Raw genomic sequence first — 21,103 nt, 5'->3', positions numbered from 1 at the left:
GGCCGGCCCGACACAGGGCCCCGGACCCTTGACCCCCGGCGAGCGGCCCCCCAGGATCACGCCATGACAGGTGTACGCAGCAGCACAGTGGACGGCGTCGTGACGCGCAGCGCACGGCGCACCCCCGGGCGCACCGCCGTGCGGTACGCGGAGCGGTCCTGGACCTACGCCGCCCTGGACGAGGCGGTCGGTACAGCGGCCGCTGTGCTGACCACCGCGCACGGACTGCGTCCGGGTGACAGGGTGGCCTCCTACGCGCACAACTCCGACGCGTATCTGATCGCCTATCTCGCCTGCGCGCGGGCAGGACTGATCCACGTGCCGGTCAATCAGAACCTCACCGGCGAGGACCTGTCGTACATTCTTCGCCAGTCAGGCAGCGCACTCGTCCTCACCGACCCCGGCCTCGCCCCACGCATCCCGGCCGGGCCCGACGTACGGCCGCTGCGTGACGCGCCGGACTCCCTCCTCGGTGAACTGGGCACGCCACGGCCCTTCACCCCCGAACGCGGACCGGGCGCCGACGACCTCGTCCAACTGCTCTACACCTCCGGTACGACGGCCCGGCCCAAGGGCGCGATGATGACGCACGGGGCCCTGGTCCACGAGTACGTCAGTGCCGTCACCGCTCTCGACCTGCGGGCCACGGACCGGCCGGTGCACTCGCTGCCCCTCTATCACTCCGCGCAGATGCACGTGTTCCTGCTTCCGTACCTCGCCGTGGGCGCGGAGAACACGATCCTCGACGCTCCTGACGCCGGCCAGATCTTCGATCTGGTCGAGGCGGGCCGGGCTGACAGCCTCTTCGCTCCACCCACCGTCTGGATCGGGCTCGCCAACCATCCGGAGTTCGCCACCCGTGAGCTGGGGGCCCTGCGCAAGGCGTACTACGGCGCGTCGATCATGCCCGTGCCCGTTCTGGAACGGTTGCGTGAGCGGCTGCCGGAGCTGGCGTTCTACAACTGCTTCGGCCAGAGCGAGATCGGTCCCCTCGCCACCGTCCTCGGCCCCGACGAGCACGAAGGACGGATGGACTCCTGCGGGCGCCCCGTGCTCTTCGTGGAGGCGGCGGTCGTCGACGAGAACGGCGAGGAGGTGCCCGACGGCACGGCGGGTGAAGTGGTGTACCGCTCCCCTCAGCTGTGCCAGGGCTACTGGGACAAACCGGAGGAGACCGCGGACGCCTTCCGTGACGGCTGGTTCCACTCCGGCGACCTCGCCGTACGCGACCCCGAGGGCTACTTCACGGTCGTCGACCGTGTGAAGGACGTCATCAACTCGGGAGGCGTGCTCGTCGCTTCCCGGCAGGTGGAGGATGCTCTGTACACCCACCCCGCGGTGGCGGAGGCAGCGGTGGTGGGGCTGCCCGACGACCGCTGGATCGAGGCCGTCACCGCCGTCGTGGTGCTCCGCGGGGAGGCCTCGGAATCCGAACTCATCGAACACGCCCGTGCGGAACTCGCCCACTTCAAGTCCCCGAAGCGGGTCCTGTTCGTCACGGAACTCCCACGCAACGCCAGCGGCAAGATCCTCAAGAGGGAGCTGCGGGACCGCTTCTCCGAACCCGGTACCACCACTTCCCGGCCGTCGGCGGCGCCCGCGTCACGCACGGAGCCCTGAGCTCCCTCCCGTCCCGTCGCGGGCACCGGCTCAGCACTGCTCCCGCACCGCTCGCACTCCCGGTCATGACCAGATGTCAGGCGATCGGCGGAGAGTGTCCGGAGTCGCGCCGGCCCGAGTCCGCCGATTGCCGTGAACCTGCGTCACGGACATGGGTCGCGCGGCCTCCGGCCGCCGCACGGTGTGTCGAAGTCGGCTTCGCCCGTTCGCACTCGTGGGTGTGATTTCTCCTCAGTTCTCCCCCTGAATCGGGTGACCTGCGTAAACGGAAGCCCGTCGGTGTGTACGCGCGCCTGGGCGGGTGACGTTGCCGGGCGGCGCCTCGTGTTGCGCGGGTGACGGACTGTCGGTTGCCTCGGAGACGGAGCACAGCAGAGGTGCCGCGCAGTCCGGCCGGACCCTGCTCCCGTTGGAGGATCCACATGCGCAACACACGCATCGGTGCGGGTATCTGTCTGGCCGTATGTTCTCTCGCCCTCGCGGCCCCCGCCGCGGAAGCGGCGGCCGAGCCCTCCGGTGACCAGACCATTCGCATCAGTCCGGCGAAGGCCTCGCCGGGCTCGCAGGTCACCGTCAGCACCAGAGCCTGCGGCAAGGAGACCTACGGCAAGGGCACGTCGGAGGCAGGAGGGGCCTTCCACCTGTTCGAGGGGGACCGGAAGGGGGTGCTCGTCGGCGTGTTCGACATCCCGGCGGGGACCCGCCCGGGCACCGACACGGTCACCGTGAAGTGCCCGCCACGTATCAAGATCACGGACACGTACCGGATCGTCGACCGCGCCCCCTCCGGCGGGGTCGACGCCGGTTTCGGGTCGTCGGACGGCCAGGGCACCCAACTCGCCGCGGGCAGTGTTCTGCTCGCGGCAGCGGCCGCCGGGGGAGTGGTGCGGCTGCGCCGCCGTCCGGCCGCGGCCCGCTCCTGACCGTGCTTTCACGTCCGCGGGACCGGGCGGCGCACCACCGGCCCGGCCCCGCGGACGCCCACCCCTACCTGCTGCGAGACAGAGGCGCATTGCGATGGAGACCGGGCCCACGACCAGCACGTCATCCCAGCAGTTCCCGGCGGTCAAGCACCTCGTCTGGGCCCTGGTGGCGGGTACGGCGCTGGTGATCAGCGGAACGCGTGACGGCGGGCCGCCACAGCCGCCGGCCGCCGAAACCGCCGCTCCCGCCCCCGCGCCGCCGGGCGCTCCGGCTCCGGCGCGGGCCACCGCCCGCCCCACCGGAGCGGCACCGGCTCTCGCTCACCTGGCCCAAGCCGGCCTCCTGCCGGAGGCACCCTCCTATCTGCGCCGTCCGTTCGATGCCCAGACGCCTCCGCCCCGTCCGCCCGCCCGGCCGGCCCCCCTGGCACCGCAGCCGTCCGGTCCCGCGACCGCAAGCCCGTCGGGCCGTGCCCAGGCCGGCCCTGCCCCCTCGAGCCCGGCACCCGGCGGCAGCGCCGCCGTGCGACACCCCGCCGTGCGGCCGCTCCCGCCCTCGACTCCGCTCCGGCTGAGAATCCCTGCCCTCAAGGTGGACGCGCCCATGATGAAGCTCGGCCTGAACGCGGCCGGGGCGCTCGAGCCTCCTCCCGACAACAACCCCGTACTCACCGGCTGGTACGCCGGCGGAACAGTGCCAGGTGCCGTGGGTACCGCTGTCACGGCCGGGCACGTGGACACCAGTCTCGGACCCGGTGCCTTCTACAGGCTGGGGTCCGTGCGCAAGGGCGCCACGGTCGAGATCGTCCGCGCCGACCGGCGCACCGCCGTCTTCGAGGTCTACGCCGTCGAGGTCCACGCCAAGAAGGACTTCCCGGACCGGAAGGTCTACGGCCCTTCCGACCGGCCCGAACTGCGGCTCATCACCTGCGGGGGCGACTACGACAAGAAGTCGGGCTACCCCGACAACGTCGTGGTCTACGCCGCCATGACCGCCTCACGCTGACCACACCGGCCGGCACCGTGCCCCTGACGGAAGCTCAGCCGGCCTGCCTCAGCCGGCCTCCCTCAGGTCCACGATCCGCCTGATCTTTCCTACCGACCGCTCCAGCGTCTCCGGATCGACGATCTCCACCCCGACGCTCACGCCGACCCCGTCCTTGACTGCCTGCGCGATGGACCGGGCGGCCGCCTCGCGCTCGGCCGTCGTCGCACCGGCCCGTGCCTCCGCCCGCACGGTCAGCGCGTCCATCCGCCCCTCGCGGCTCAGCCGAAGCTGGAAGTGCGGGGCCACTCCCGGGGTCCGCAGCACGATCTCCTCGATCTGGGTGGGGAAGAGGTTCACCCCGCGCAGGATCACCATGTCGTCACTGCGCCCGGTGACCTTCTCCATCCGCCGGAACACCCGGGCCGTGCCCGGCAGCAGCCGCGTCAGATCGCGGGTCCGGTAGCGGATCACCGGCATGGCCTCCTTGGTGAGCGAGGTGAAGACCAGCTCGCCCTCCTCCCCGTCCGGGAGAACCTCGCCGGTGAACGGGTCGACGACCTCCGGGTAGAAGTGGTCCTCCCAGATGTGCAGCCCGTCCTTGGTCTCCACGCATTCCTGGGCGACACCTGGGCCCATGACCTCCGACAGTCCGTATATGTCGACCGCGTCGATGGCGAACCGCTCCTCGATCTCCTCGCGCATCTGCTCGGTCCACGGCTCGGCACCGAAGATGCCGACCTTCAGCGATGTGGTGCGGGGGTCGACGCCCTGACGTTCGAATTCGTCCAGGAGGGTCAGCATGTACGAGGGCGTGATCATGATGATCTCGGGCCTGAAGTCCTGGATCAGCTGCACCTGGCGCGCCGTCATGCCCCCGGACGCGGGAATGACGGTGCAGCCGAGGCGCTCCGCCCCGTAATGGGCTCCCAGCCCTCCGGTGAACAGCCCGTAGCCGTAGGCCACATGTGCCTTGTGGCCCGGGCGCCCGCCGGCCGCCCGGATGGACCGGGCTACCACGTCCGCCCAGGTGTCCAGGTCGCGCTCGGTGTACCCGACGACCGTGGGCCGGCCTGTCGTGCCGCTGGAGGCGTGGATCCTGCGCACCTGGTCCTCGGGGACCGCGAACATCCCGAAGGGGTAGTTGTCTCGCAAATCGGCCTTGACGGTGAACGGGAACCGGGAGAGATCGGCGAGCGTGCGGCAGTCCTCCGGGCGCAGCCCTGCCCTGTCGAAGGCCGCACGGTAGAAGCCGACGTTCTCGTACGCGTGCCGCAGCGTCGTCCGGAGCCGCTCCAGCTGCAGGGCCTCGAGCTCACCGCGGCCGAGCCGCTCGCCGGTGTCAAGCAGCTCGGTCATACGGATCACCCCTCGCCGACGGGCGACCGACCATTCGGTCGCCTCCTGGGAGCAGTAATTCAGGAGGCAGGGGGTTCTGGCAAGGGGCGGAGGCTCCCCTGTGGACAACTCGCCGGCTCGAGTCCGGTGTGCGGGCGAGCGCGACCTTCTCCGGGTCCCGGCTGTTCCAGCCGTCGCACGTAAGGCCCGGCGAGCGGCAGGCCGGCTCCTGACCGGCACACCCGTCACCTGATCCGCTGAGGGCGTACGCGATCGCAGCGCGCCGCCGTCCCTGTTTACATGGCAACCATGCCGATCTTCAGCACGTACGACGGAACCGAACTCGCCTACCATCTGGTCGGCGAGGGTGAACCGCTGATCTGCCTGCCCGGTGGCCCCATGCGGGCCGCCCGCTACTTCGGCGACCTCGGCGGTCTGTCCAGGGTGCGGCAGCTGGTTCTGCTCGATCTCCGGGGCACCGGTGACTCCGCCGTCCCGCACGACCCGTCGACCTACCGGATCGACCGGCTCGTCGAGGACGTCGAGGCACTCCGCGCGCACCTCGGCCTCGAACGCGCCGACCTGCTGGGTCACTCCGCAGCCGGGGAGCTCGCGGCGCTGTACGCGGCGAAATATCCTGGGCGACTGCGTTCCCTCACCCTCGTCACGCCCGGCACGGGCACCCTGGGCATGCCAGCCACCGACCAGGACCGGTGCGAAGCCGCCGAGCTGCGCGCCCATGAACCCTGGTACGCCGAGGCGCGGGCCGCCCTGGACGAGATCCGGGCCGGGCGAGCCACACCCGGGGCGTGGGCGGGCGTCCGGCCGTTCACCTACGGGCGCTGGGACGCGGCGGCCCAGGCGCATGCCGCGGAGTCCCCCGCGCAGCGCAACGCTTCGGCCGGGTCGTTCTACTACCCCGAGGACGGCCTCGACACCGAGGCCACCGTCGCCGCGCTGCGGGAGCTGCCGGTGCCCGTGCTCGTCCTCGCGGGGGAGTACGACGGCGGCCCCAGCCCCGACCGCGCGGCCGGGCTGGCCGCGGTCTTCCCGCACGCGGAGTTCGTCGTCCAGCGGGGCGCCGCCCACTTTCCGTGGATGGACGACCCCGGTTCCTTCGTCCGCACCGTCACCGCCTTCCTCGACCCCGACGTCAGCAGCGTCCAGGCGGGCGGGATCCGCCTCGCGTACCGCACCTGGGGCGAGCCCTCGGCACCACCGGTCGTCCTCGCACACGGGCGGGGAGGGAGCAGCCTGGACTGGACGGGCATCGCCGAGGAACTCGCGGTCCGCCACCGGGTGTACGCCGTCGACTTCCGCGGTCACGGCCTCAGCGACTGGCCGGGCCGCTACTCCTTCGAACTCTTCCGCGACGACCTGCACGCTTTCCTGGAGGCCCGCAACCTGCCCGGGGCGACCGTGATCGGGCACTCCATGGGCGGAGTCGCGGCACTGCTGCTCGCCGCCGGACACCCGGCACTGATCGGGACACTGGTCGTCGAGGACGCCCCGGCCCTGCTCCCGCTCGACCCGCCCCGCCCGCCGGCCGAGCGGCCGCCGGGAGAGTGCGACCACGACTGGCAGGTGGTCCCGTCCACCGACGCCCAGCTGAACGCCCCGGACCCCGCCGGGCGGGAGAACCTGGGCGAGATCACCGCTCCGACACTCGTCGTGGGAGGGTCACGAAGCCACGTCGACCAGGAGCAACTGGCGTGGACGGCACGGCAGATAGCCGGAGGGCAGTTCGTCTCCGTCGACGCCGGCCACCTCGTGCACGCCGACAACCCGCGGGCGTTCCTCGCCGCCCTCAGGGCGTTCGGCGTCGGCTGACGGGCCGCTGGGGCCCGTCGGCCGCGCCGTCTCAGCCGCGGTGGAGCAGAGTCATCATGACCTCGTACAACGTCGCCTCCGGGTCCGCCGCGGCGGTCTCGGAGCGCCAGGCCACGAATCCGTCGGGACGTACCAGAACGGCGCCCTCGGCGGACGTCCCGTGGGAGGCCGCCCAGTCGGCCCCGTCCTCGGTTTCCAGGTCCGCGTCCGGGAGGGAGCCGACACCGAAAGCCTCCAGGGGGACCGACAGGCGCTTCGCCACCTGCTGAGCCGCCGTCCGCCAGTCCGGACAACGGGCATCGCACAGCAGAACGAACGACTTCTCGTAGAGGTCCAGGGTCGACACGCGACCGCCGTCCCGGCCGAGCCACATGTGCGGTGCCCGCGTGCCGGGTTCGCCCGTGAGACCCATGCCCTCGGGCACCACCGGGAGGGCCGGATCGACGCCCAGGACGGCACCCCGTGCGTAGCGGTAACCGAGTGCCACCGTGAGCATGCCGCCCTTGCGGCCGCCGCCGGGCCCGGGCGAGCCGGCGTAACCCGGATGACTGTGCTCTCCGGAACGGGCCGACGCACGCGCACTCGTGGCCCTGGCCACCGGTAGCCGCTCCGCCTCGTACGTCCCGAGAAGCCCCGGCCCCGCCGCCTCGTCGAGCACGGCGGCCAGCTTCCACGCCAGGTTGTGCGCGTCCTGGATGCCGGTGTTGGAGCCGAAGGCCCCGGTGGGGGACATCTCGTGCGCCGAGTCACCGGCGAGGAAGACCCGTCCGCGACCGTACCGTTCGGCGACCCGCTCGGCGGCGTGCCACGGTGCCTTGCCCGTGATCTCGACGTCCAGGTCCGGCGCCCCGACCGCCCTGCGGATGTGCTCCGCGCACCGCTCGTCCGTGAAGTCCTCCAGGGTCTCGCCCCGGTCGGGCTGCCACGGCGCGTGGAACACCCACTGCTCCTCGTTGTCCACGGGCAGCAGGGCCCCGTCCGCCTCCGGGTTCGTCAGGTAGCAGACGATGAAGCGCCGGTCACCCACCACGGAGGCGAGCCGCCGTGAGCGGAACGTGATGCTCACGTTGTGGAACAGGTCGCCCGGACCGGTCTGGCCGATGCCCAACTGCTCCCGGACCGGACTGCGGGGCCCGTCGGCCGCGATGAGGTAGTCGGCGCGCACCGTGGTGTGCTCCCCGGTCTCCCGGTCCTTCACCACGGCGGTGACCCCGTCCGCGTCCTGCTCGAACGTGAGCAGCTCGGTGGAGAACCGCAGCTCGCTGCCCTGCGCCCGCGCATGGGAGACAAGCACCGGTTCCAGGTCGTTCTGGCTGCACAGGCACCAGCCGCTGGGGCTGAACCTGGCGAGCCCGCCGCCCGGGTCGATCTCCTTGAACAGCCACTCCTGGTCGTCGCCGGTGAGCGACCCGGCCTGGAGGATGCCGTGATTGTCCGCCAGCACCGATGCGGCGTCCCGGATCAGCTGCTCCGCGCCCGCGGTCCGGAACACCTCCATCGTGCGGACGTTGTTCCCGCGCCCCCGCGGGTGGGTCGAGGTGCTGCCGTGCTTCTCCACGAGCAGGTGACGGACCCCGAGCCGGCTCAGGAAGAGGGAGGCGGACAGGCCCACCAGGGAGCCACCCACGATGAGGACCGGTACGCGGAGGTCGACGTTCTCGTTCATCAGTTGCTCCAGCTCGGACGCGTGACGGATGCAGTGTCCATGCCCTCGCGGGAGGGCTTCGGCCGGGCTGGAGCCGACGCCTCACCTGAACGGTTCATAAATCTCGCGCCGCCCGTACCGGCGTTCCACGATCAGTCGCGGGAGCGATGCCCGCGACGAGGGGGCGGACGTCACGTGCCGGCGGGCAGGGCCTGCGCCGCTTCCACCGAAACCGATGGATGACGAGGGGTCACAGGATGTGGCCGCCGCACAGTCTCGAAGGAGAGCGCAAGATGGCAAACGTCTCGGAACGGATATCTCAGTCCGCCTTCGACGGTTCGAGGCTCCGGGTCATATTGATGATGGACCTGTACGACGGCGCCCAGAACGAGTTCCTCGAGGCGTACGAGCACATGCGCAACCAGGTGGCCTCGATCCCCGGACACATCAGTGACCAACTGTGCCAGTCCATCGAGAACCCCTCGCAGTGGCTCATCACCAGCGAGTGGGAGAGCGCGCCGCCGTTCCTCGCCTGGGTGAACAGCGAGGAGCACGTGGCGACGGTACAGCCGCTGCACAGCTGCGTACGCGACACCCGCTCCCTGCGCTTCAGCGTCCTGCGGGAGACCGGCGTCGCCTTCGAGGGCACCTCGGAGAAGGCCAAGGGCGGTCTCCAGGCCGGTCCGCGCCTCGGCGACGGCGTCGTGCGTCACGCACTCACCTTCACGGTGAAGCCCGGGACGGAGGAGAGGGTCGCGAAGATCCTCGCCGACTACGACTCACCGCAGGCCCGTGTCGACGAGAACACCAGGCTGCGGCGCACCTCGCTCTTCATGCACGGAAACCGTGTCGTGCGAGCGGTCGAGGTCGAGGGCGACCTCATGGCGGCACTGCGCCACGTCTCCCGCCAGCCCGAGGTCAGGGCCGTCGAGGAGGCCATCAACCCCTACCTGGAGCAGGACCGCGACCTCAACGATCCCGACTCCGCCCGGATGTTCTTCACCCGGGCCGCCCTCCCGACCGTCCACCACGTGAAGGCAGGACGCCACGCCCCCGAGGACGTCCGGCGGCACTCGCTGTTCTACCAGGCCAAGGAAGGCTGCGGCATGGCACTGGCCCGGCTGCTCGCTGGCCAGGACGAGGAAGCGGCGAACGACGCGTCGAGCCCCATCGAGAGCAGCACGATCTTCCAGCGCGACGACATCGTGGTGCGGCTCCTCGAGGTCAACGGCCCGCTCGGCGCACACCCCACACAGGCACTCGGCATCGGCGGCCACCGCAAGGCGGCCATGCTCGGCCGGCTGCTGGACGGCGGCGCGAACGGCATGCCGACGACCGACCAGGAGGCCGCGCGCTTCCTCGCGCAGGCCGAGATGAACCTGATCACCGACCGTCGGGCCACCCAGTCCTGACGCGCCACCGGCAACCGGGCCCACCCGCACTGCCGACACACCGCACAAAGTGCCTGGAGGAGACCAGCCATGACCACCCACCGGCCTCGCATCGTGGACCTCAGCGAGACTCAGCCCAACCGCAGGCGCGGAGGTGACCTGCGCGCCCTGCTCACACCCACGGCGGTGGGTGCCACCAGCGGCTTCATGGGGCTGGCCATCGTCGACCCCGGTGACCGAATCGGCGAGCACTACCACCCGTACTCCGAAGAGTTCGTGTACGTCGTGGACGGGCTCCTCGAAGTGGACCTGGACGGCGAGACGCACGCCATGCGGCCCGACCAGGGCCTGCTGATCCCGCCGCACGTCCGCCACCGCTTCCGCAACGTCGGAGACGTGGAGGCGCGCATGGTCTTCCACCTCGGCCCGCTCGCCCCGCGTCCGGAACTGGGCCACGTGGACACCGAGGTCACGGAGACCGCGGACCCCAGTGACGGCTACGCCCCGCCAGAACGAACGGGGGCGGCCTCATGACCCGGCGGCGCGTGGCCGTCACCGGGGTGGGCGTCGTCGCACCCGGTGGCATCGGAGCCCCCGCGTTCTGGGACCTGCTCGCCAACGGCCGTACGGCGACGCGCGGCATCACGCTGTTCGACCCGGCGGAGTTCCGCTCGCGCATCGCCGCCGAGTGCGACTTCGACCCCGTCGCCCACGGCCTGGACGCCGAGCAGATAGCCCGCTCGGACCGGTACATCCAGTTCGCCCTCGTGGCGGCCAGGGAGGCACTGGGCGACGCCGGACTCGACCTGGAGAAGGAGGACCCCTGGCGCATCGGGGTGTCCCTCGGAACCGCGGTCGGCGGTACCACCCGCCTGGAGCACGACTACGTCGCGGTAAGCGGCAGCGGCGCGCGCTGGGACGTCGACCCCCGGCCGGCGGGAGCCCACCTCGAGCGGGCATTCGCTCCCAGCACCCTCGCCTCCGCGGTCGCGGAGGAGGTCGGCGCCCACGGACCCGTACAGACGGTCTCGACGGGCTGCACCTCCGGCCTCGACGCGATCGGGTACGCCTTCCACTCCGTGGAGGAGGGCCGGGTCGACATCTGCGTCGCCGGAGCGTCCGACACGCCGATCACCCCCATCACGGTGGCCTGCTTCGACGCGATCAAGGCGACCTCGGCGAACAACGACGACCCGGAACACGCCTCCAGGCCGTTCGACGCCCACAGGGACGGTTTCGTCATGGGCGAGGGCGGCGCCGTCCTCATCCTCGAGGACCTGGAGCACGCCCGCGCCCGCGGCGCGACCGTCTACTGCGAGATATCGGGCTACGCCACCTTCGGCAACGCCTATCACATGACCGGGCTGACCACCGAGGGACTGGAGATGGCCGAGGCCATCAACACCGCCCTCGCGCACGCCCGGCTCGACGGATCGCAGGTCGACTACGTCAACGCGCACGGTTCCGGCACCAAGCAGAACGACCGGCACGAGACGGCGGCCGTGAAGCGGGCCCTGGGCGCGCACGCCTACAAGGTGCCCATGAGCTCGATCAAGTCGATGGTCGGCCACTCCCTCGGTGCCATCGGAGCGATCGAGATCGCCGCGTGCGTCCTGGCCCTCAAGCACCAGACAGTGCCGCCCACGGCCAACTACGAGACCGCCGACCCCGAGTGCGACCTCGACTACGTACCCCGCACCGCGCGGTCCCTCAAGCTGCGCAGCGTGCTCTCGGTCGGCAGCGGCTTCGGCGGATTCCAGTCCGCCGTCGCCATGACCCGATCAGGCGGGAGGACCCCATGAAAACCCCGGCAACCCCGGCACGCCGCAGTTCCGTCATCACGGGGATCGGCGTCGTAGCCCCCAACGGGACCGGCGCCGGTGCTTTCTGGAAGCAGACCCAGGAAGGCGTCAGCGTCCTCGACCTGGTGTCCCGCGAGGGCTGCGAGAACCTCCCGCTGAAGGTCGCGGGCGAGGTCAGGGACTTCGACCCGGTGGCGTTCATCGAGGAGCGCTACCTCGTCCAGACCGACCGTTTCACGCACTACGCGATGGCGGCGGCCGACCTCGCCCTCGACGACGCCCGGCTCGGGCGAGCCGACTACGAGGACGCGCCGTTCAAGGTGGGCGTGGTCACCGCGGCCGGCTCCGGCGGCGGTGAGTTCGGCCAGCGCGAGCTGCAGCGGCTCTGGGGGCAGGGCTCCCGCTTCGTCGGCCCCTACCAGTCCATCGCCTGGTTCTACGCGGCCAGCACCGGCCAGATCTCGATCCGGGGTGGCTTCAAGGGGCCGTGCGCCGTCGTCGCCAGCGACGAGGCCGGCGGTCTGGACGCGCTCATGCACGCCGCGCGTTCCATCCGCGGAGGCACCGACGCCGTCGTCGTCGGCGCGGCCGAAGCGCCGCTCGCGCCGTACTCCGTCGTCTGCCAGCTCGGCTACGACGACCTCAGCCTGAGCGACGAACCCACCCGCGCCTACCGGCCGTTCACCGCCGACGCCTGTGGATTCGTGCCGGCCGAGGGCGGCGCCATGCTGGTGGTGGAGGAGGACACGGCGGCCCGCGACCGAGGCGCCAGGATCCGGGCCGAACTGGCCGGGCACGCCGCCACCTTCACCGGCGCCGCACGGTGGGAGGAATCCCGTGCGGGTCTGGCCAGGGCGATCGAAGGCGCGCTGCGCGAAGCCCGCTGCGCACCCGAGGAGATCGACGTGGTCTTCGCGGACGCCCTCGGTGTGCCCACGGCGGACCGTGCCGAGGCCCTGGCGATCGCCGACGCCCTCGGCGCACACGGTCGGCGCGTACCCGTCACGGCACCCAAGACCGGCATCGGCCGCGCCTACTGCGGAGCGCCCGTGCTGGACACGTCCGCCGCCGTACTCGCCATGGAACACGGTCTGATCCCCCCGACGCCCAACGTCTTCGACGTGTGCCACGACCTCGACGTGGTCACCGGACGCGCGCGTCCCGCAGAACTGCGCACTGCGCTCGTGCTGAGCCGCGGGCTGATGGGCTCGAACTCGGCCCTGGTGCTGCGGCAGCCCACCGACACCTCGCTGTGAGAAGGAGTAGTCCCTCATGACCGCTCAGCTGACGTACGAAGAACTGGCCACGCTGATGAAGAACGGTGCCGGCCTCACGGTCGACCCGTCGGAGATGTCGAGCCGTCCCGGCTCGGCCTTCGACGAGTACGGCCTGGACTCGCTCGGCCTGCTCGGCATCGTGGCCGCGCTCGAGAACCGGTACGGTCACCCGCTGCCCGTCGACGCCGACCGGTGCAAGACGCCCGGCGAGTTCCTCGACCTCGTGAACAACACCCTCGTGACAGGAGCCTGACGTGTCCGGACACACCGAGAACGAGATCACCATCGCCGCACCCCTGGACCTCGTCTGGGACATGACGAACGACCTCGAGAACTGGCCGCAGCTGTTCAGCGAGTACGCGGCCGTCGAGGTGATGAAGCGGGAGGGCCAGAAGACGACCTTCCGCCTCACCATGCACCCCGACGACAACGGCAAGGTCTGGAGCTGGGTCTCGGAACGCACCACGGACCGCAAGGGCCGCAACGTGCGCGCCAGGCGCGTCGAGCCCGGCCCGTTCCAGCACATGGACATCCGGTGGGAGTACTCGGAGGTCCCGGGCGGCACGCGGATGCACTGGCGCCAGGACTTCGCGATGCGCCCCGACGCACCGGTCGACGACGCGTGGATGACCGACAACATCAACCGCAACTCACGCGTCCAGCTGGAGCTCATCCGCGACAAGATCGAGCAGCGCGACCGGGAACGCCGCTCCGCCTCGGTCCCCGCCAACTGATGCCCCGAAAGGCAGCCAGATGCACCACGCACTGATCGTCGCCCGGATGGCGCCCGAATCCGCGCCGGACATCGCGAAGCTGTTCGCGGCCTCCGACGACACCGACCTGCCGCACCTCGTCGGAGTGAACAGGCGCACCCTGTTCCAGTTCGGCGACGTGTACCTCCACCTGATCGAGTCCGACCGCCCTCCGGGCCCGGAGATCGCCAAGGTGACGGAGCACCCGGAGTTCAAGGCCGTCAGCGACCGGCTTTCCGCGTTCGTGAGCCCGTACGACCCGCAGACCTGGCGCGGCCCCAAGGACGCGATGGCGCAGCAGTTCTACCGTTGGCAGAGCGACGGCGCCGCCTGACACACGGACGATCGCCCCGGGTCCGGCACCTGAGTGCCGGACCCGGGGCGATCTCTGTCCGCCGGGGCCGCGCTACGGCACGAGACACTCGAAGGCGTGCAGGTACGCGTTGACGGGGTGGATCTCGCCCACTCGCAGACCCGCGTCGGACATCCGCCCGACCAGGCTCTCCCGGGTGTGCTTGGCACCCCCGACGTTGAGGAGGAGCAGCAGGTCCATGGCGGTGGTGAACCTCATCGACGGGGTGTCGTCCACGAGGTTCTCGATGATCACCACTCGGGCTCCGGGCCGGGCCGCGGCGACGACGTTGGCGAGGGTCCGGCGGGTGCTCTCGTCGTCCCATTCGAGGATGTTCTTGATGATGTACAGATCCACCTCGAACGGGATGTCCTCACGGCAGTCCCCGGGCACGATCCGGACCCGGTCGGCGAGCCGGCCGCCTTCCCGCAGCCGGGCGTCCGCGCGGGCCACGACGCCCGGCAGGTCCAGGAGGGTTCCGTGCACCGAGGGGTGCTTCTCCAGCAGACTCGCCAGAACGTGTCCCTGACCGCCGCCGATGTCGGCGACCGAGGACACCCCGGTGAGGTCCAGGAGGTCGGCCACGTCCTGCGCGGACTGCACGCTGGACGTGGTCATGGCCCGGTTGAACACCTGCGCGGACTCGCCCGCGTCCTGGTGGAGATACTCGAAGAAGCCCTTGCCGAACGTCCCCGGGAAGACGCTCGAGCCGGAGCGCACCGCGTCGTCGAGATGCGGCCAGACCTCCCAGGTCCAGGGCTCCGTGCACCACAGGGAGATGTACTTCAGGCTGTTCGGGTCGTCCTCACGCAGCAGCCGGGACATGTCCGTGTGCACGAACTTCCCGTCGGCCGCCTCGCTGAAGATCCCGTAGCAGCACAGTGCGCGCAGCAGCCGTCGCAGAGGCGCGGGTTCGGCGTCCACGACCAGCGCGAGCTCCGCGGCCGATGCCGGTGTGTCGCCCAGCGCGTCGGCGACTCCCAGCCTGGCCGCCGCGCGTACGGCCGCGGCGCAGGCCGCCCCGAACGCGAGCTCCCGGAGCCGCATCGACGGAGCCGGGTTCTGGCCGGCGGAAACCTGAGGTGTGGTGAAGGGGGGTGTGGCGGGGGTGGTGTCGGGGGTGGGGCTCACGGTCGTCATACCGTCTCGATTCTCCTCGTGCGACTTGCGCGGCGGTGAGCCGTCATCCGGCACACATCCCGGCCGGGACGGACGTCCCGCAGGTGTTGCTGACGAAGGTGTTGCCGGTGCCCGAGGTGTCGCGGTTGGCGAGGTCGGCCGGCTTGTTGCCGCGCACGAGGTTGTCGCTGATGGTGTTGTCGGTGTTCAGCGCACCCACGAAGCTCTTGAACAGCAGGATTCCGCCGGAGAGCGGCGTGGAGCCCACGTTGCCCCGGATGATGTTGGAATGCACGTTCGTGGCCTCGCTGCCGGTGAGGACGATGCCGGATCCCTGGATCGCGGACAGGCGCGGGGTCGCCGGACAGAACTTGTTGTTCCTGACGATCCGGTTACCGCTGATCGTCATCGCCCCGGCCGCCGGCTTGGACTCGTCACCCACGACGAACACGCCGCTGCAGTTGCCGGTGAGGGTGTTGCCGTCGATCACGAGGTTCCTGACCCGGCGGGCGGTGACTCCGATACGGTTCCCGCGTACGGAGTTGTCCACGATCAGGGTCCCGCCCGTGTCGGTCGCCCCGCCCTCCTCGCTGACCGAGTTGGCGACGAAGATGCCCGCGTCACCGTTGCCGGTAGCGGTGTTGTGCCGGAAGTCGCCGCGGGTGGACCGCTCCTGCGCGATACCCCAGGTGCCGTTCTTGAGGGCGGACACCCCGCGGACGGAGAGACCGTCGGTCCAGGATGCCCAGATGCCGCTCTTGCCGAAGCCGGAGACGGTCAGTGAGCGGATGCGGACATCGTCGACCGTGTGGCCCTTCTTCCCGATGACGCAGAGGCCGTTCCCGCCCGTGGCACAGGCGTTGGCGGCCTTGGCGCCCTTCGCGGCCGCCGGCGCGATCACCGTCCGCCCGCCCGACCCGCGCAGGGTCAGGCCGGGCTTGGTGATCAGGACGCTCTCGCGGTACGTGCCGGCCAGGACGCGGACGGTGTCGCCGGGCCGCGCCGCGTCGACCGCGCTCTGGATCGACTCGCCCGGATGCACCACAAGATCACTGTGACCGGACGCGACGGAGGGAACGGCCGCGAGGCCCAGGGTGGTGGCCGTGGCGAGAGTGATGCCCGCCAGGCATTTCATGTGTCTTCTTCTCATGAGCCGAAGCTATGGGCGATCAACCGCCTGTGCCACGCATGGTGAGCGTATGGATACATGGCGTGCCCGAATGGCCCACTCGCACCCGCACCCCGTCGCATCCGCCCTCCGTGCGGCTGCGTCCGCGTAGCCGTAGCGTGGCCGCATGACGGGTGAGCGCGATCTTCGAACACTGCTGCACGGCATGCGGCCGGAGCTCAAGCCCGGCCGCTATGTCTACACCACCCTGCCCGGCGACGAGGTCCCCAGCGGTGTCACCCCGGTGGTCACCGTCTCCGAGCAGGAAGGGCTGACCCTCGTCGTCCCCGAGACGCACGCCGTGGCGTCGGGGCTGGAGTACCACTTCGTAGCCGGCTGGATCACGCTCCGTGTGCATTCGGCGCTGGACGCCGTCGGACTGACCGCGGCGGTCGCCCTGGCACTCACCGACGCGGGGATCAGCTGCAACGTGGTCGCCGGGTTCCACCACGATCACCTGTTCGTGCCGTACGACCGCGCGGCCGAGGCGGTCCGGGTGCTCGGAGCGCTGGCCGCGGAGTCGGGGTAGCAGTGCCCGGCTCCGCGACGTGAGCCGGGCCACGTACCATTGCCCCCATGTCCTTCCTCCGCCGCCGTAGCGCCGCCACACCCGCGGGCCCGGACTTCGACGTCCTGGCCATGGACCCGGGGGACTGGCCCGGCAACCTCGGCGCAGGTCTGCTGCCCGCCCCCGACGGGAGCTGCCAGGGCGTGTTCCTGCGCTACGACCTGTTCGGCGGCCGCGGCCCGGCGATGATCATCGGCAATCTGCCGGAGGGATCACCCGCCCGCGACACCGAGGAGGGCCAGGTCCCCTTCGAGGTCGCGCAACTCCTGCTCGCGCTCGAGAACGACGAGCCGATCGAGGTCACCGGCACCGAGGACGTGCCCGTCATGCAGGGCGACAGCCTGCTGATCGTGCGCCGGATCAAGCTCTCCGAGAGCCGGATCTCCTGCGTCCAGTTCGACCGGAGCGACGGAGTGCTCGTCACCATCGCCAGCTGGGACAGGCCCATCACGGACGACCTGTACGCCCTGCTGAAGCCCCTTCCCGCGGAGCTGTTCCAGCAGGGCTGAAACGTACCTGCGCCGTCAGCGGCCGGGGCACCCGCGCCGCCGACGTCCCGAACCCCGTCGGACCGCTGATGTGCCACGGGGTGCCGCTGCCCCGCCGCAGATCCTCCTCCCGGTAGCGCCGGCAGTCCCGGTGCCAGATCAGGATGCCCGCCATCCAGTGCTGGAGCTCCACGACGTAACCCGCCAGGATCTCCCTGGCCTCGGCGTCCAGGTCGAAGTCGTCGTACAGCACCGGGAGCTCCCGCTCGGCGACGTGCTGGAACTGGCGCATCCGCGACTTCATGAGATCGCCCACGATCGCGACCCCCGTCGGATAGTCGACCCCGAAGAAGTTCTGCACGACCAGGACGCCGTTGTGCACCTCACCCTCGTACTCGATCTCCTTCTGGTACGAGAACACGTCGTTCAGCAGGCACGCGTAGTCGGCGGCCGCGTTCTCCAGGGAACGCATCGGGCCGCTGCGGTAGACCGCGTCCGGTACCTTCCTGCCATGACCGAGCCGGCACAGGCTCATCGTCAGGTCCGAACCGAACGTGGCCCGGCGCATCTCCACGTAGTCCACCGGATCGGGAATCCGGTTCTGTGCCTGGTTCGCCAGCTCCCACAGCCAGCTCGCGGTCATCGACTCCACCGCTTCCCGGAACGTACGGCGCGCGCTCTCGTCCATCGGGCCGGCCGTACGCTGCCAGAGGTCGGACAGCCCGCGTTCCAGGGCGTTGACCGGCTCGGGCACGGATGATCCGTCGAGCGGCATGAACAGCGACAGCCGCTCGTTGGCCAGCCGGGCCCCGGCCAGATCACGGGACCGGCCGTGCACCACCGGGAACCAGTCGTCACCGTAGGTCCCCCAGGTCAGCCAGCCCGAGGACAGATCGAGCTCGTCCGGAGTCGCATCGGGGTGCAACCCGGCCGCGCACAGAGGCAGATCGGTGGCGACGAGCCGATCCTCGTCCCAGATGTGCGAACCAGGCACGCCCGGCTGTGCCTCGAGCAGACCCATCCGGTACGACCATTCCACGATCCGCACGCGTGCGCCGTCCAGGTGCGGACTCAGCGTCGTGCTGAACGGCATGTCGAAGTCCGGCAGAAGGGATGGACCGACATGCCGGTAGGGAACGTGGGTGTGGCTGCGCAGCCGCAGGGACTCGGACCGCGGGGTGAGGCGGAGCGAGGCCGCGGCCATACCGAAACCGGGCGCGCTCTTTACCGCACCGCCGCCGTTCATGTAACGGCTGGAGCGCATGTGCCACTCATGGCCGCCGGACTGCCAGTCCTGGAGTCCCTTCACGTACGCGAGGACGGCCACCGTCTCGTCCGCACTCAGCCCCTTCTCCGCGCACAGCGGCCCGAGTTCGGTGAGGGCGGTGTTCTCGAACTGCTGCAGGCGCGAGGTCAGCAGATCGTTGACCGTCTCGGCCGCCTCCTGGGTCGAGCAGCCCAGGAACCTTTCCAGAACCAGCACACCGTTGCTGTTCTCGCCCTCCTCCTCCACCTCACGCTGGTAGGAGAACAGGTCGTTGCGCAGATGCACACCGTCGGAGAACGCGTCGCTCAGCACCCGCAACGCGCGCGCGCCGGCAACCGAGGCGGGCACCTCCGCGCCGGCCGCGTACTCCACGAGCCCCGCCGACCAGGGAGCTCCGCCCACCTTGCGCCGCATCTCGATGTACTCGACGGGGTTCGCGATGCGACCCTCGTCGATGTTCGCCAGTTCCCACAGGGATTCGTTGAGGAGGTTCTCCGTCGCTTCCGCGAACCTGGCCCGCCAGGCGTCCGACATGCTCGGTACGGTCCGGGCCCAGAGGTCGGCGAGCCCCGCCTCCACAGGATTGACGGGTTCGGGCGTGGCCGCGCCGCGCTCCATCGGCATGAAGGCGGGCAGCCGGTCCAGATACCGCTTGCCGCCCTCACGGTCCCGTGTGCGCTTGAAGAGCTCCAGGAAGTGGTCGTCGAAGAAGAAGACCCACACGTACCAGTCGGTGACGAGGGACAGCGCCTCGGCCGAGCAGTCGGGATGGGTGTACGCACAGAGCAGTGCGTAGTCGTGGGCCTCGAGGTCCTTCTCCTCCCAGACCCCCGAACCCTCCAGCATTCCCATTCCGCGTGCCCACTCCCGGGTGTGGCTCCGGGCCGCCTCCAGGTGCGCGTTGAGCCGCGCCGGGTACGGAACGTAGAAGTCCGGCAAGGTGAAGGGCTGTGCCATGGGTGCGTCCGGCCTTTCGAAGAGCTCCGCGCGGTACACGCGGACGGTCCTGTCGGCGCCAGCACTACCCCTCGGCCATCCGGGGCACGCACAGCCCGAAATAGTCGTACAAGCTCAGGTCTGCTTGCACACTGCACTCTTGACTCATCAACACCTTGCGCCTCAGAGTGTGCGCCGACAAACGAACGCGGGCACCTGTGGGGCCCGCTCCGCCACCGCCCGGCCCCAGAAGGGTTGTCATGACGCCGAAGCAGAGGATCAGACTCGCGCTCGCACTCACCACGGCGGGGGCGCTGAGCGTGGCGCTCCTCTCCCCGGCAGCGGCCGGCGCGGACACCGTACGACCGGAATGCCCGCGTGGTCTTGCCTGCGACTGGATCCCCGCGGCCTACCAGCAGACCGGCGATCCGGCGGACAAAGAGACCTACGGGAACTACGACACGGCGAACCGGCCCGACAGCAACGCCGTCAAGTTCATCGTCCTGCACGACACCGAGGTCGACTACGAGACCACCCTGAAGATCTTCCAGAACCCGGCCAACCAGAGCTCCGCCCACTACGTGGTGCGTTCGTCCGACGGCCACGTCACGCAGATGGTGAAGAACAAGGACGTCGCCTGGCAGGCGGGCAACTGGTACCTCAACACCCACTCCATCGGGATCGAGCAGGAGGGCGTCGCGGCCGAGGGCGCCAAGTGGTACACCCCCGAGATGTACCGCTCGACCGCACGGCTGGTGCGGCACCTGGCAGCGAAGTACGACATCCCCCTCGACCGGCAGCACATCATCGGTCATGACGGCGTCCCGCCGACCAGCGCGGCCGGCACCAAGAACATGCACTGGGACCCGGGCCCCTACTGGGACTGGAACCGCTTCATGGCGCTCCTCGGCAGGCCCACGGTGCCGAGCGCACCCCGGAACAGCGAACTGGTCACCGTCAGCGCGGTCTTCACCAAGAACAAGCAGGAGTTCCGCGACTGCGAGAAGAACGTCGACCTGCCCCGGCAGGGCAGCAGCGCGGTCCCCCTGCACACAGGCCCGTCAGCGGACTCGCCGCTCTTCTCCGACCCGGGGCTGCACCCGGACGGTACGCCGGGATCGAACTGCGCCGCTGACTGGGGCAGCAAGATCAGTGCCACCCAGCAGGCCGTCGTGGCGGACAGGGCGCCCGGCTGGACGGCGATCTGGTGGTACGGCGAGAAGGCGTGGTTCCGCACCCCGGCCGGGACCCGGGTCATCAGCCCCACATCCGGTCATGTCGTGCGGCCGAAAGCAGGCAGGACGGACGTGCCGGTCTACGGCGTCGCCTACCCGGAGAAGGCCGAGTACCCCACGGACTTCGTCAAACCGACCGTGGGCAGTCCACTCGTCTACACCATCAAGGCGGGGCAGGCGTTCCCCGGTGGCGGCGAGGCACCCACGGGCTACTACTACGCACCGACGATCGACGCCTCGAAACCGTACGACCACACGTATTTCCGTGGAACCCAGAAGTACGTGACCGTCCAGATCGGCCACCGGATCGGCTTCGTGAAGGCTTCCGACGTCGACATCGTGCGTGCCCGCTCATGACGAGCTGACATCGCGGAGAGTGCACTGCGGGACCCATGTGTCGGCACCGG

General features: G+C 70.3%; 19 protein-coding genes. 14 read left to right on the top strand and 5 right to left on the bottom strand.

What is annotated here, in order from left to right; all coding sequences use genetic code 11:
* The first annotated feature begins 63 nt into the window (after positions 1-63).
* From ABZ441_RS03545 to ABZ441_RS03535, 3 genes are all read left to right on the top strand, one after another.
* Positions 64-1,620, top strand: coding sequence for an acyl-CoA synthetase (locus tag ABZ441_RS03545; protein ID WP_358967769.1), 1,557 nt, complete (start codon positions 64-66; stop codon positions 1,618-1,620).
* A 422-nt stretch (positions 1,621-2,042) separates the two neighbouring features.
* Positions 2,043-2,543 carry a sortase gene (locus tag ABZ441_RS03540; RefSeq protein WP_358967766.1) on the top strand — a complete coding sequence of 167 codons (501 nt, stop codon included), beginning with the start codon at positions 2,043-2,045 and terminating at the stop codon, positions 2,541-2,543.
* Positions 2,544-2,637: 94 nt separating this feature from the next.
* Positions 2,638-3,549: a class F sortase gene (locus ABZ441_RS03535; RefSeq protein WP_358967764.1), complete on the top strand. Its 912-nt coding sequence runs from the start codon at positions 2,638-2,640 to the stop codon at positions 3,547-3,549.
* Positions 3,550-3,597: 48 nt separating this feature from the next.
* Here the strand turns inward: ABZ441_RS03535 and paaK are convergent, their stop codons facing one another.
* A complete protein-coding gene (gene paaK, locus ABZ441_RS03530; protein WP_358967761.1) occupies positions 3,598-4,887 on the bottom strand; it encodes a phenylacetate--CoA ligase PaaK in 1,290 nt (429 codons plus the stop codon).
* 288 nt (positions 4,888-5,175) lie between these two features.
* Here paaK and ABZ441_RS03525 point away from each other — a divergent pair, with 288 nt between their 5' ends.
* The gene (locus tag ABZ441_RS03525; protein ID WP_358967758.1) at positions 5,176-6,696 is read left to right on the top strand and encodes an alpha/beta hydrolase; all 1,521 of its coding nucleotides are present in this window, start codon (positions 5,176-5,178) and stop codon (positions 6,694-6,696) included.
* A gap of 31 nt (positions 6,697-6,727) precedes the next feature.
* Here ABZ441_RS03525 and ABZ441_RS03520 read toward each other — a convergent pair whose 3' ends face one another.
* Entirely contained in the window at positions 6,728-8,362 is a 1,635-nt protein-coding gene (locus tag ABZ441_RS03520) for an FAD-dependent monooxygenase (protein WP_358967756.1), read from the bottom strand.
* Positions 8,363-8,634: 272 nt separating this feature from the next.
* Between ABZ441_RS03520 and ABZ441_RS03515 the strand changes: the two genes are divergently transcribed.
* From ABZ441_RS03515 to ABZ441_RS03485, 7 genes are all read left to right on the top strand, one after another.
* The gene (locus ABZ441_RS03515; RefSeq protein ID WP_358967754.1) at positions 8,635-9,753 is read left to right on the top strand and encodes a TcmI family type II polyketide cyclase; all 1,119 of its coding nucleotides are present in this window, start codon (positions 8,635-8,637) and stop codon (positions 9,751-9,753) included.
* 69 nt (positions 9,754-9,822) lie between these two features.
* On the top strand, positions 9,823-10,266 hold the full coding sequence (locus ABZ441_RS03510; protein ID WP_358967751.1) for a cupin domain-containing protein: 444 nt from the start codon (positions 9,823-9,825) through the stop codon (positions 10,264-10,266).
* Positions 10,263-11,534 (top strand): beta-ketoacyl-[acyl-carrier-protein] synthase family protein, encoded by a 1,272-nt coding sequence (locus ABZ441_RS03505; RefSeq protein ID WP_358967749.1) that lies wholly within the window; start codon positions 10,263-10,265, stop codon positions 11,532-11,534. Before ABZ441_RS03510 ends, ABZ441_RS03505 begins: the two co-directional genes overlap by 4 nt.
* Positions 11,531-12,790: a ketosynthase chain-length factor gene (locus ABZ441_RS03500; RefSeq protein WP_358967746.1), complete on the top strand. Its 1,260-nt coding sequence runs from the start codon at positions 11,531-11,533 to the stop codon at positions 12,788-12,790. The genes ABZ441_RS03505 and ABZ441_RS03500 overlap by 4 nt, the downstream gene beginning before the upstream one ends.
* 16 nt (positions 12,791-12,806) lie before the next feature.
* Positions 12,807-13,064, top strand: a complete 258-nt coding sequence (locus ABZ441_RS03495) for an acyl carrier protein (protein WP_031095952.1) — start codon at positions 12,807-12,809, stop codon at positions 13,062-13,064.
* A 1-nt stretch (position 13,065) separates the two neighbouring features.
* Positions 13,066-13,545 (top strand): SRPBCC family protein, encoded by a 480-nt coding sequence (locus ABZ441_RS03490; RefSeq protein WP_358967742.1) that lies wholly within the window; start codon positions 13,066-13,068, stop codon positions 13,543-13,545.
* Positions 13,546-13,564: 19 nt separating this feature from the next.
* A complete protein-coding gene (locus tag ABZ441_RS03485) occupies positions 13,565-13,897 on the top strand; it encodes a TcmI family type II polyketide cyclase (protein ID WP_358967740.1) in 333 nt (110 codons plus the stop codon).
* Positions 13,898-13,969: 72 nt separating this feature from the next.
* Here ABZ441_RS03485 and ABZ441_RS03480 read toward each other — a convergent pair whose 3' ends face one another.
* Complete coding sequence (locus tag ABZ441_RS03480) at positions 13,970-15,055, bottom strand: methyltransferase (protein ID WP_358967737.1); 1,086 nt, start codon at positions 15,053-15,055, stop codon at positions 13,970-13,972.
* 43 nt (positions 15,056-15,098) lie between these two features.
* Positions 15,099-16,184, bottom strand: coding sequence for a right-handed parallel beta-helix repeat-containing protein (locus ABZ441_RS03475; protein WP_358967735.1), 1,086 nt, complete (start codon positions 16,182-16,184; stop codon positions 15,099-15,101).
* A 145-nt stretch (positions 16,185-16,329) separates the two neighbouring features.
* Here ABZ441_RS03475 and ABZ441_RS03470 point away from each other — a divergent pair, with 145 nt between their 5' ends.
* Positions 16,330-16,731, top strand: a complete 402-nt coding sequence (locus ABZ441_RS03470) for an ACT domain-containing protein (RefSeq protein ID WP_358967732.1) — start codon at positions 16,330-16,332, stop codon at positions 16,729-16,731.
* A gap of 47 nt (positions 16,732-16,778) precedes the next feature.
* Complete coding sequence (locus tag ABZ441_RS03465; RefSeq protein ID WP_205020596.1) at positions 16,779-17,279, top strand: hypothetical protein; 501 nt, start codon at positions 16,779-16,781, stop codon at positions 17,277-17,279.
* On the opposite strand, the gene ABZ441_RS03460 is transcribed toward ABZ441_RS03465, so the two are convergent.
* Positions 17,218-19,482, bottom strand: coding sequence for a germacradienol/geosmin synthase (locus ABZ441_RS03460; protein WP_358967728.1), 2,265 nt, complete (start codon positions 19,480-19,482; stop codon positions 17,218-17,220). The two genes, ABZ441_RS03465 and ABZ441_RS03460, sit on opposite strands and share 62 nt — an antisense overlap.
* 239 nt (positions 19,483-19,721) lie before the next feature.
* Between ABZ441_RS03460 and ABZ441_RS03455 the strand changes: the two genes are divergently transcribed.
* Entirely contained in the window at positions 19,722-21,053 is a 1,332-nt protein-coding gene (locus tag ABZ441_RS03455) for a peptidoglycan recognition family protein (protein ID WP_358967725.1), read from the top strand.
* Positions 21,054-21,103: the final 50 nt, after the last annotated feature.

This window comes from Streptomyces sp. NPDC005752 (assembly GCF_040630715.1).
In the GTDB taxonomy this organism is placed as follows: Bacteria; Actinomycetota; Actinomycetes; order Streptomycetales; family Streptomycetaceae; genus Streptomyces.
Note: the sequence above shows the minus strand (reverse complement) of the source record. Positions and strands in the feature narration are given on the sequence as shown.

What these genes read in the sequence shown, in the direction of transcription:
- ABZ441_RS03545 (WP_358967769.1), top strand. Translation starts at nt 64, where the DNA reads ATGACAGGTGTACGCAGCAGCACAGTGGACGGCGTCGTGACGCGCAGC.
- ABZ441_RS03540 (WP_358967766.1), top strand. Translation starts at nt 2,043, where the DNA reads ATGCGCAACACACGCATCGGTGCGGGTATCTGTCTGGCCGTATGTTCT.
- ABZ441_RS03535 (WP_358967764.1), top strand. Translation starts at nt 2,638, where the DNA reads ATGGAGACCGGGCCCACGACCAGCACGTCATCCCAGCAGTTCCCGGCG.
- paaK (WP_358967761.1), bottom strand. Translation starts at nt 4,887, where the DNA reads ATGACCGAGCTGCTTGACACCGGCGAGCGGCTCGGCCGCGGTGAGCTC.
- ABZ441_RS03525 (WP_358967758.1), top strand. Translation starts at nt 5,176, where the DNA reads ATGCCGATCTTCAGCACGTACGACGGAACCGAACTCGCCTACCATCTG.
- ABZ441_RS03520 (WP_358967756.1), bottom strand. Translation starts at nt 8,362, where the DNA reads ATGAACGAGAACGTCGACCTCCGCGTACCGGTCCTCATCGTGGGTGGC.
- ABZ441_RS03515 (WP_358967754.1), top strand. Translation starts at nt 8,635, where the DNA reads ATGGCAAACGTCTCGGAACGGATATCTCAGTCCGCCTTCGACGGTTCG.
- ABZ441_RS03510 (WP_358967751.1), top strand. Translation starts at nt 9,823, where the DNA reads ATGACCACCCACCGGCCTCGCATCGTGGACCTCAGCGAGACTCAGCCC.
- ABZ441_RS03505 (WP_358967749.1), top strand. Translation starts at nt 10,263, where the DNA reads ATGACCCGGCGGCGCGTGGCCGTCACCGGGGTGGGCGTCGTCGCACCC.
- ABZ441_RS03500 (WP_358967746.1), top strand. Translation starts at nt 11,531, where the DNA reads ATGAAAACCCCGGCAACCCCGGCACGCCGCAGTTCCGTCATCACGGGG.
- ABZ441_RS03495 (WP_031095952.1), top strand. Translation starts at nt 12,807, where the DNA reads ATGACCGCTCAGCTGACGTACGAAGAACTGGCCACGCTGATGAAGAAC.
- ABZ441_RS03485 (WP_358967740.1), top strand. Translation starts at nt 13,565, where the DNA reads ATGCACCACGCACTGATCGTCGCCCGGATGGCGCCCGAATCCGCGCCG.
- ABZ441_RS03480 (WP_358967737.1), bottom strand. Translation starts at nt 15,055, where the DNA reads ATGACGACCGTGAGCCCCACCCCCGACACCACCCCCGCCACACCCCCC.
- ABZ441_RS03475 (WP_358967735.1), bottom strand. Translation starts at nt 16,184, where the DNA reads ATGAGAAGAAGACACATGAAATGCCTGGCGGGCATCACTCTCGCCACG.
- ABZ441_RS03470 (WP_358967732.1), top strand. Translation starts at nt 16,330, where the DNA reads ATGACGGGTGAGCGCGATCTTCGAACACTGCTGCACGGCATGCGGCCG.
- ABZ441_RS03465 (WP_205020596.1), top strand. Translation starts at nt 16,779, where the DNA reads ATGTCCTTCCTCCGCCGCCGTAGCGCCGCCACACCCGCGGGCCCGGAC.
- ABZ441_RS03460 (WP_358967728.1), bottom strand. Translation starts at nt 19,482, where the DNA reads ATGGCACAGCCCTTCACCTTGCCGGACTTCTACGTTCCGTACCCGGCG.
- ABZ441_RS03455 (WP_358967725.1), top strand. Translation starts at nt 19,722, where the DNA reads ATGACGCCGAAGCAGAGGATCAGACTCGCGCTCGCACTCACCACGGCG.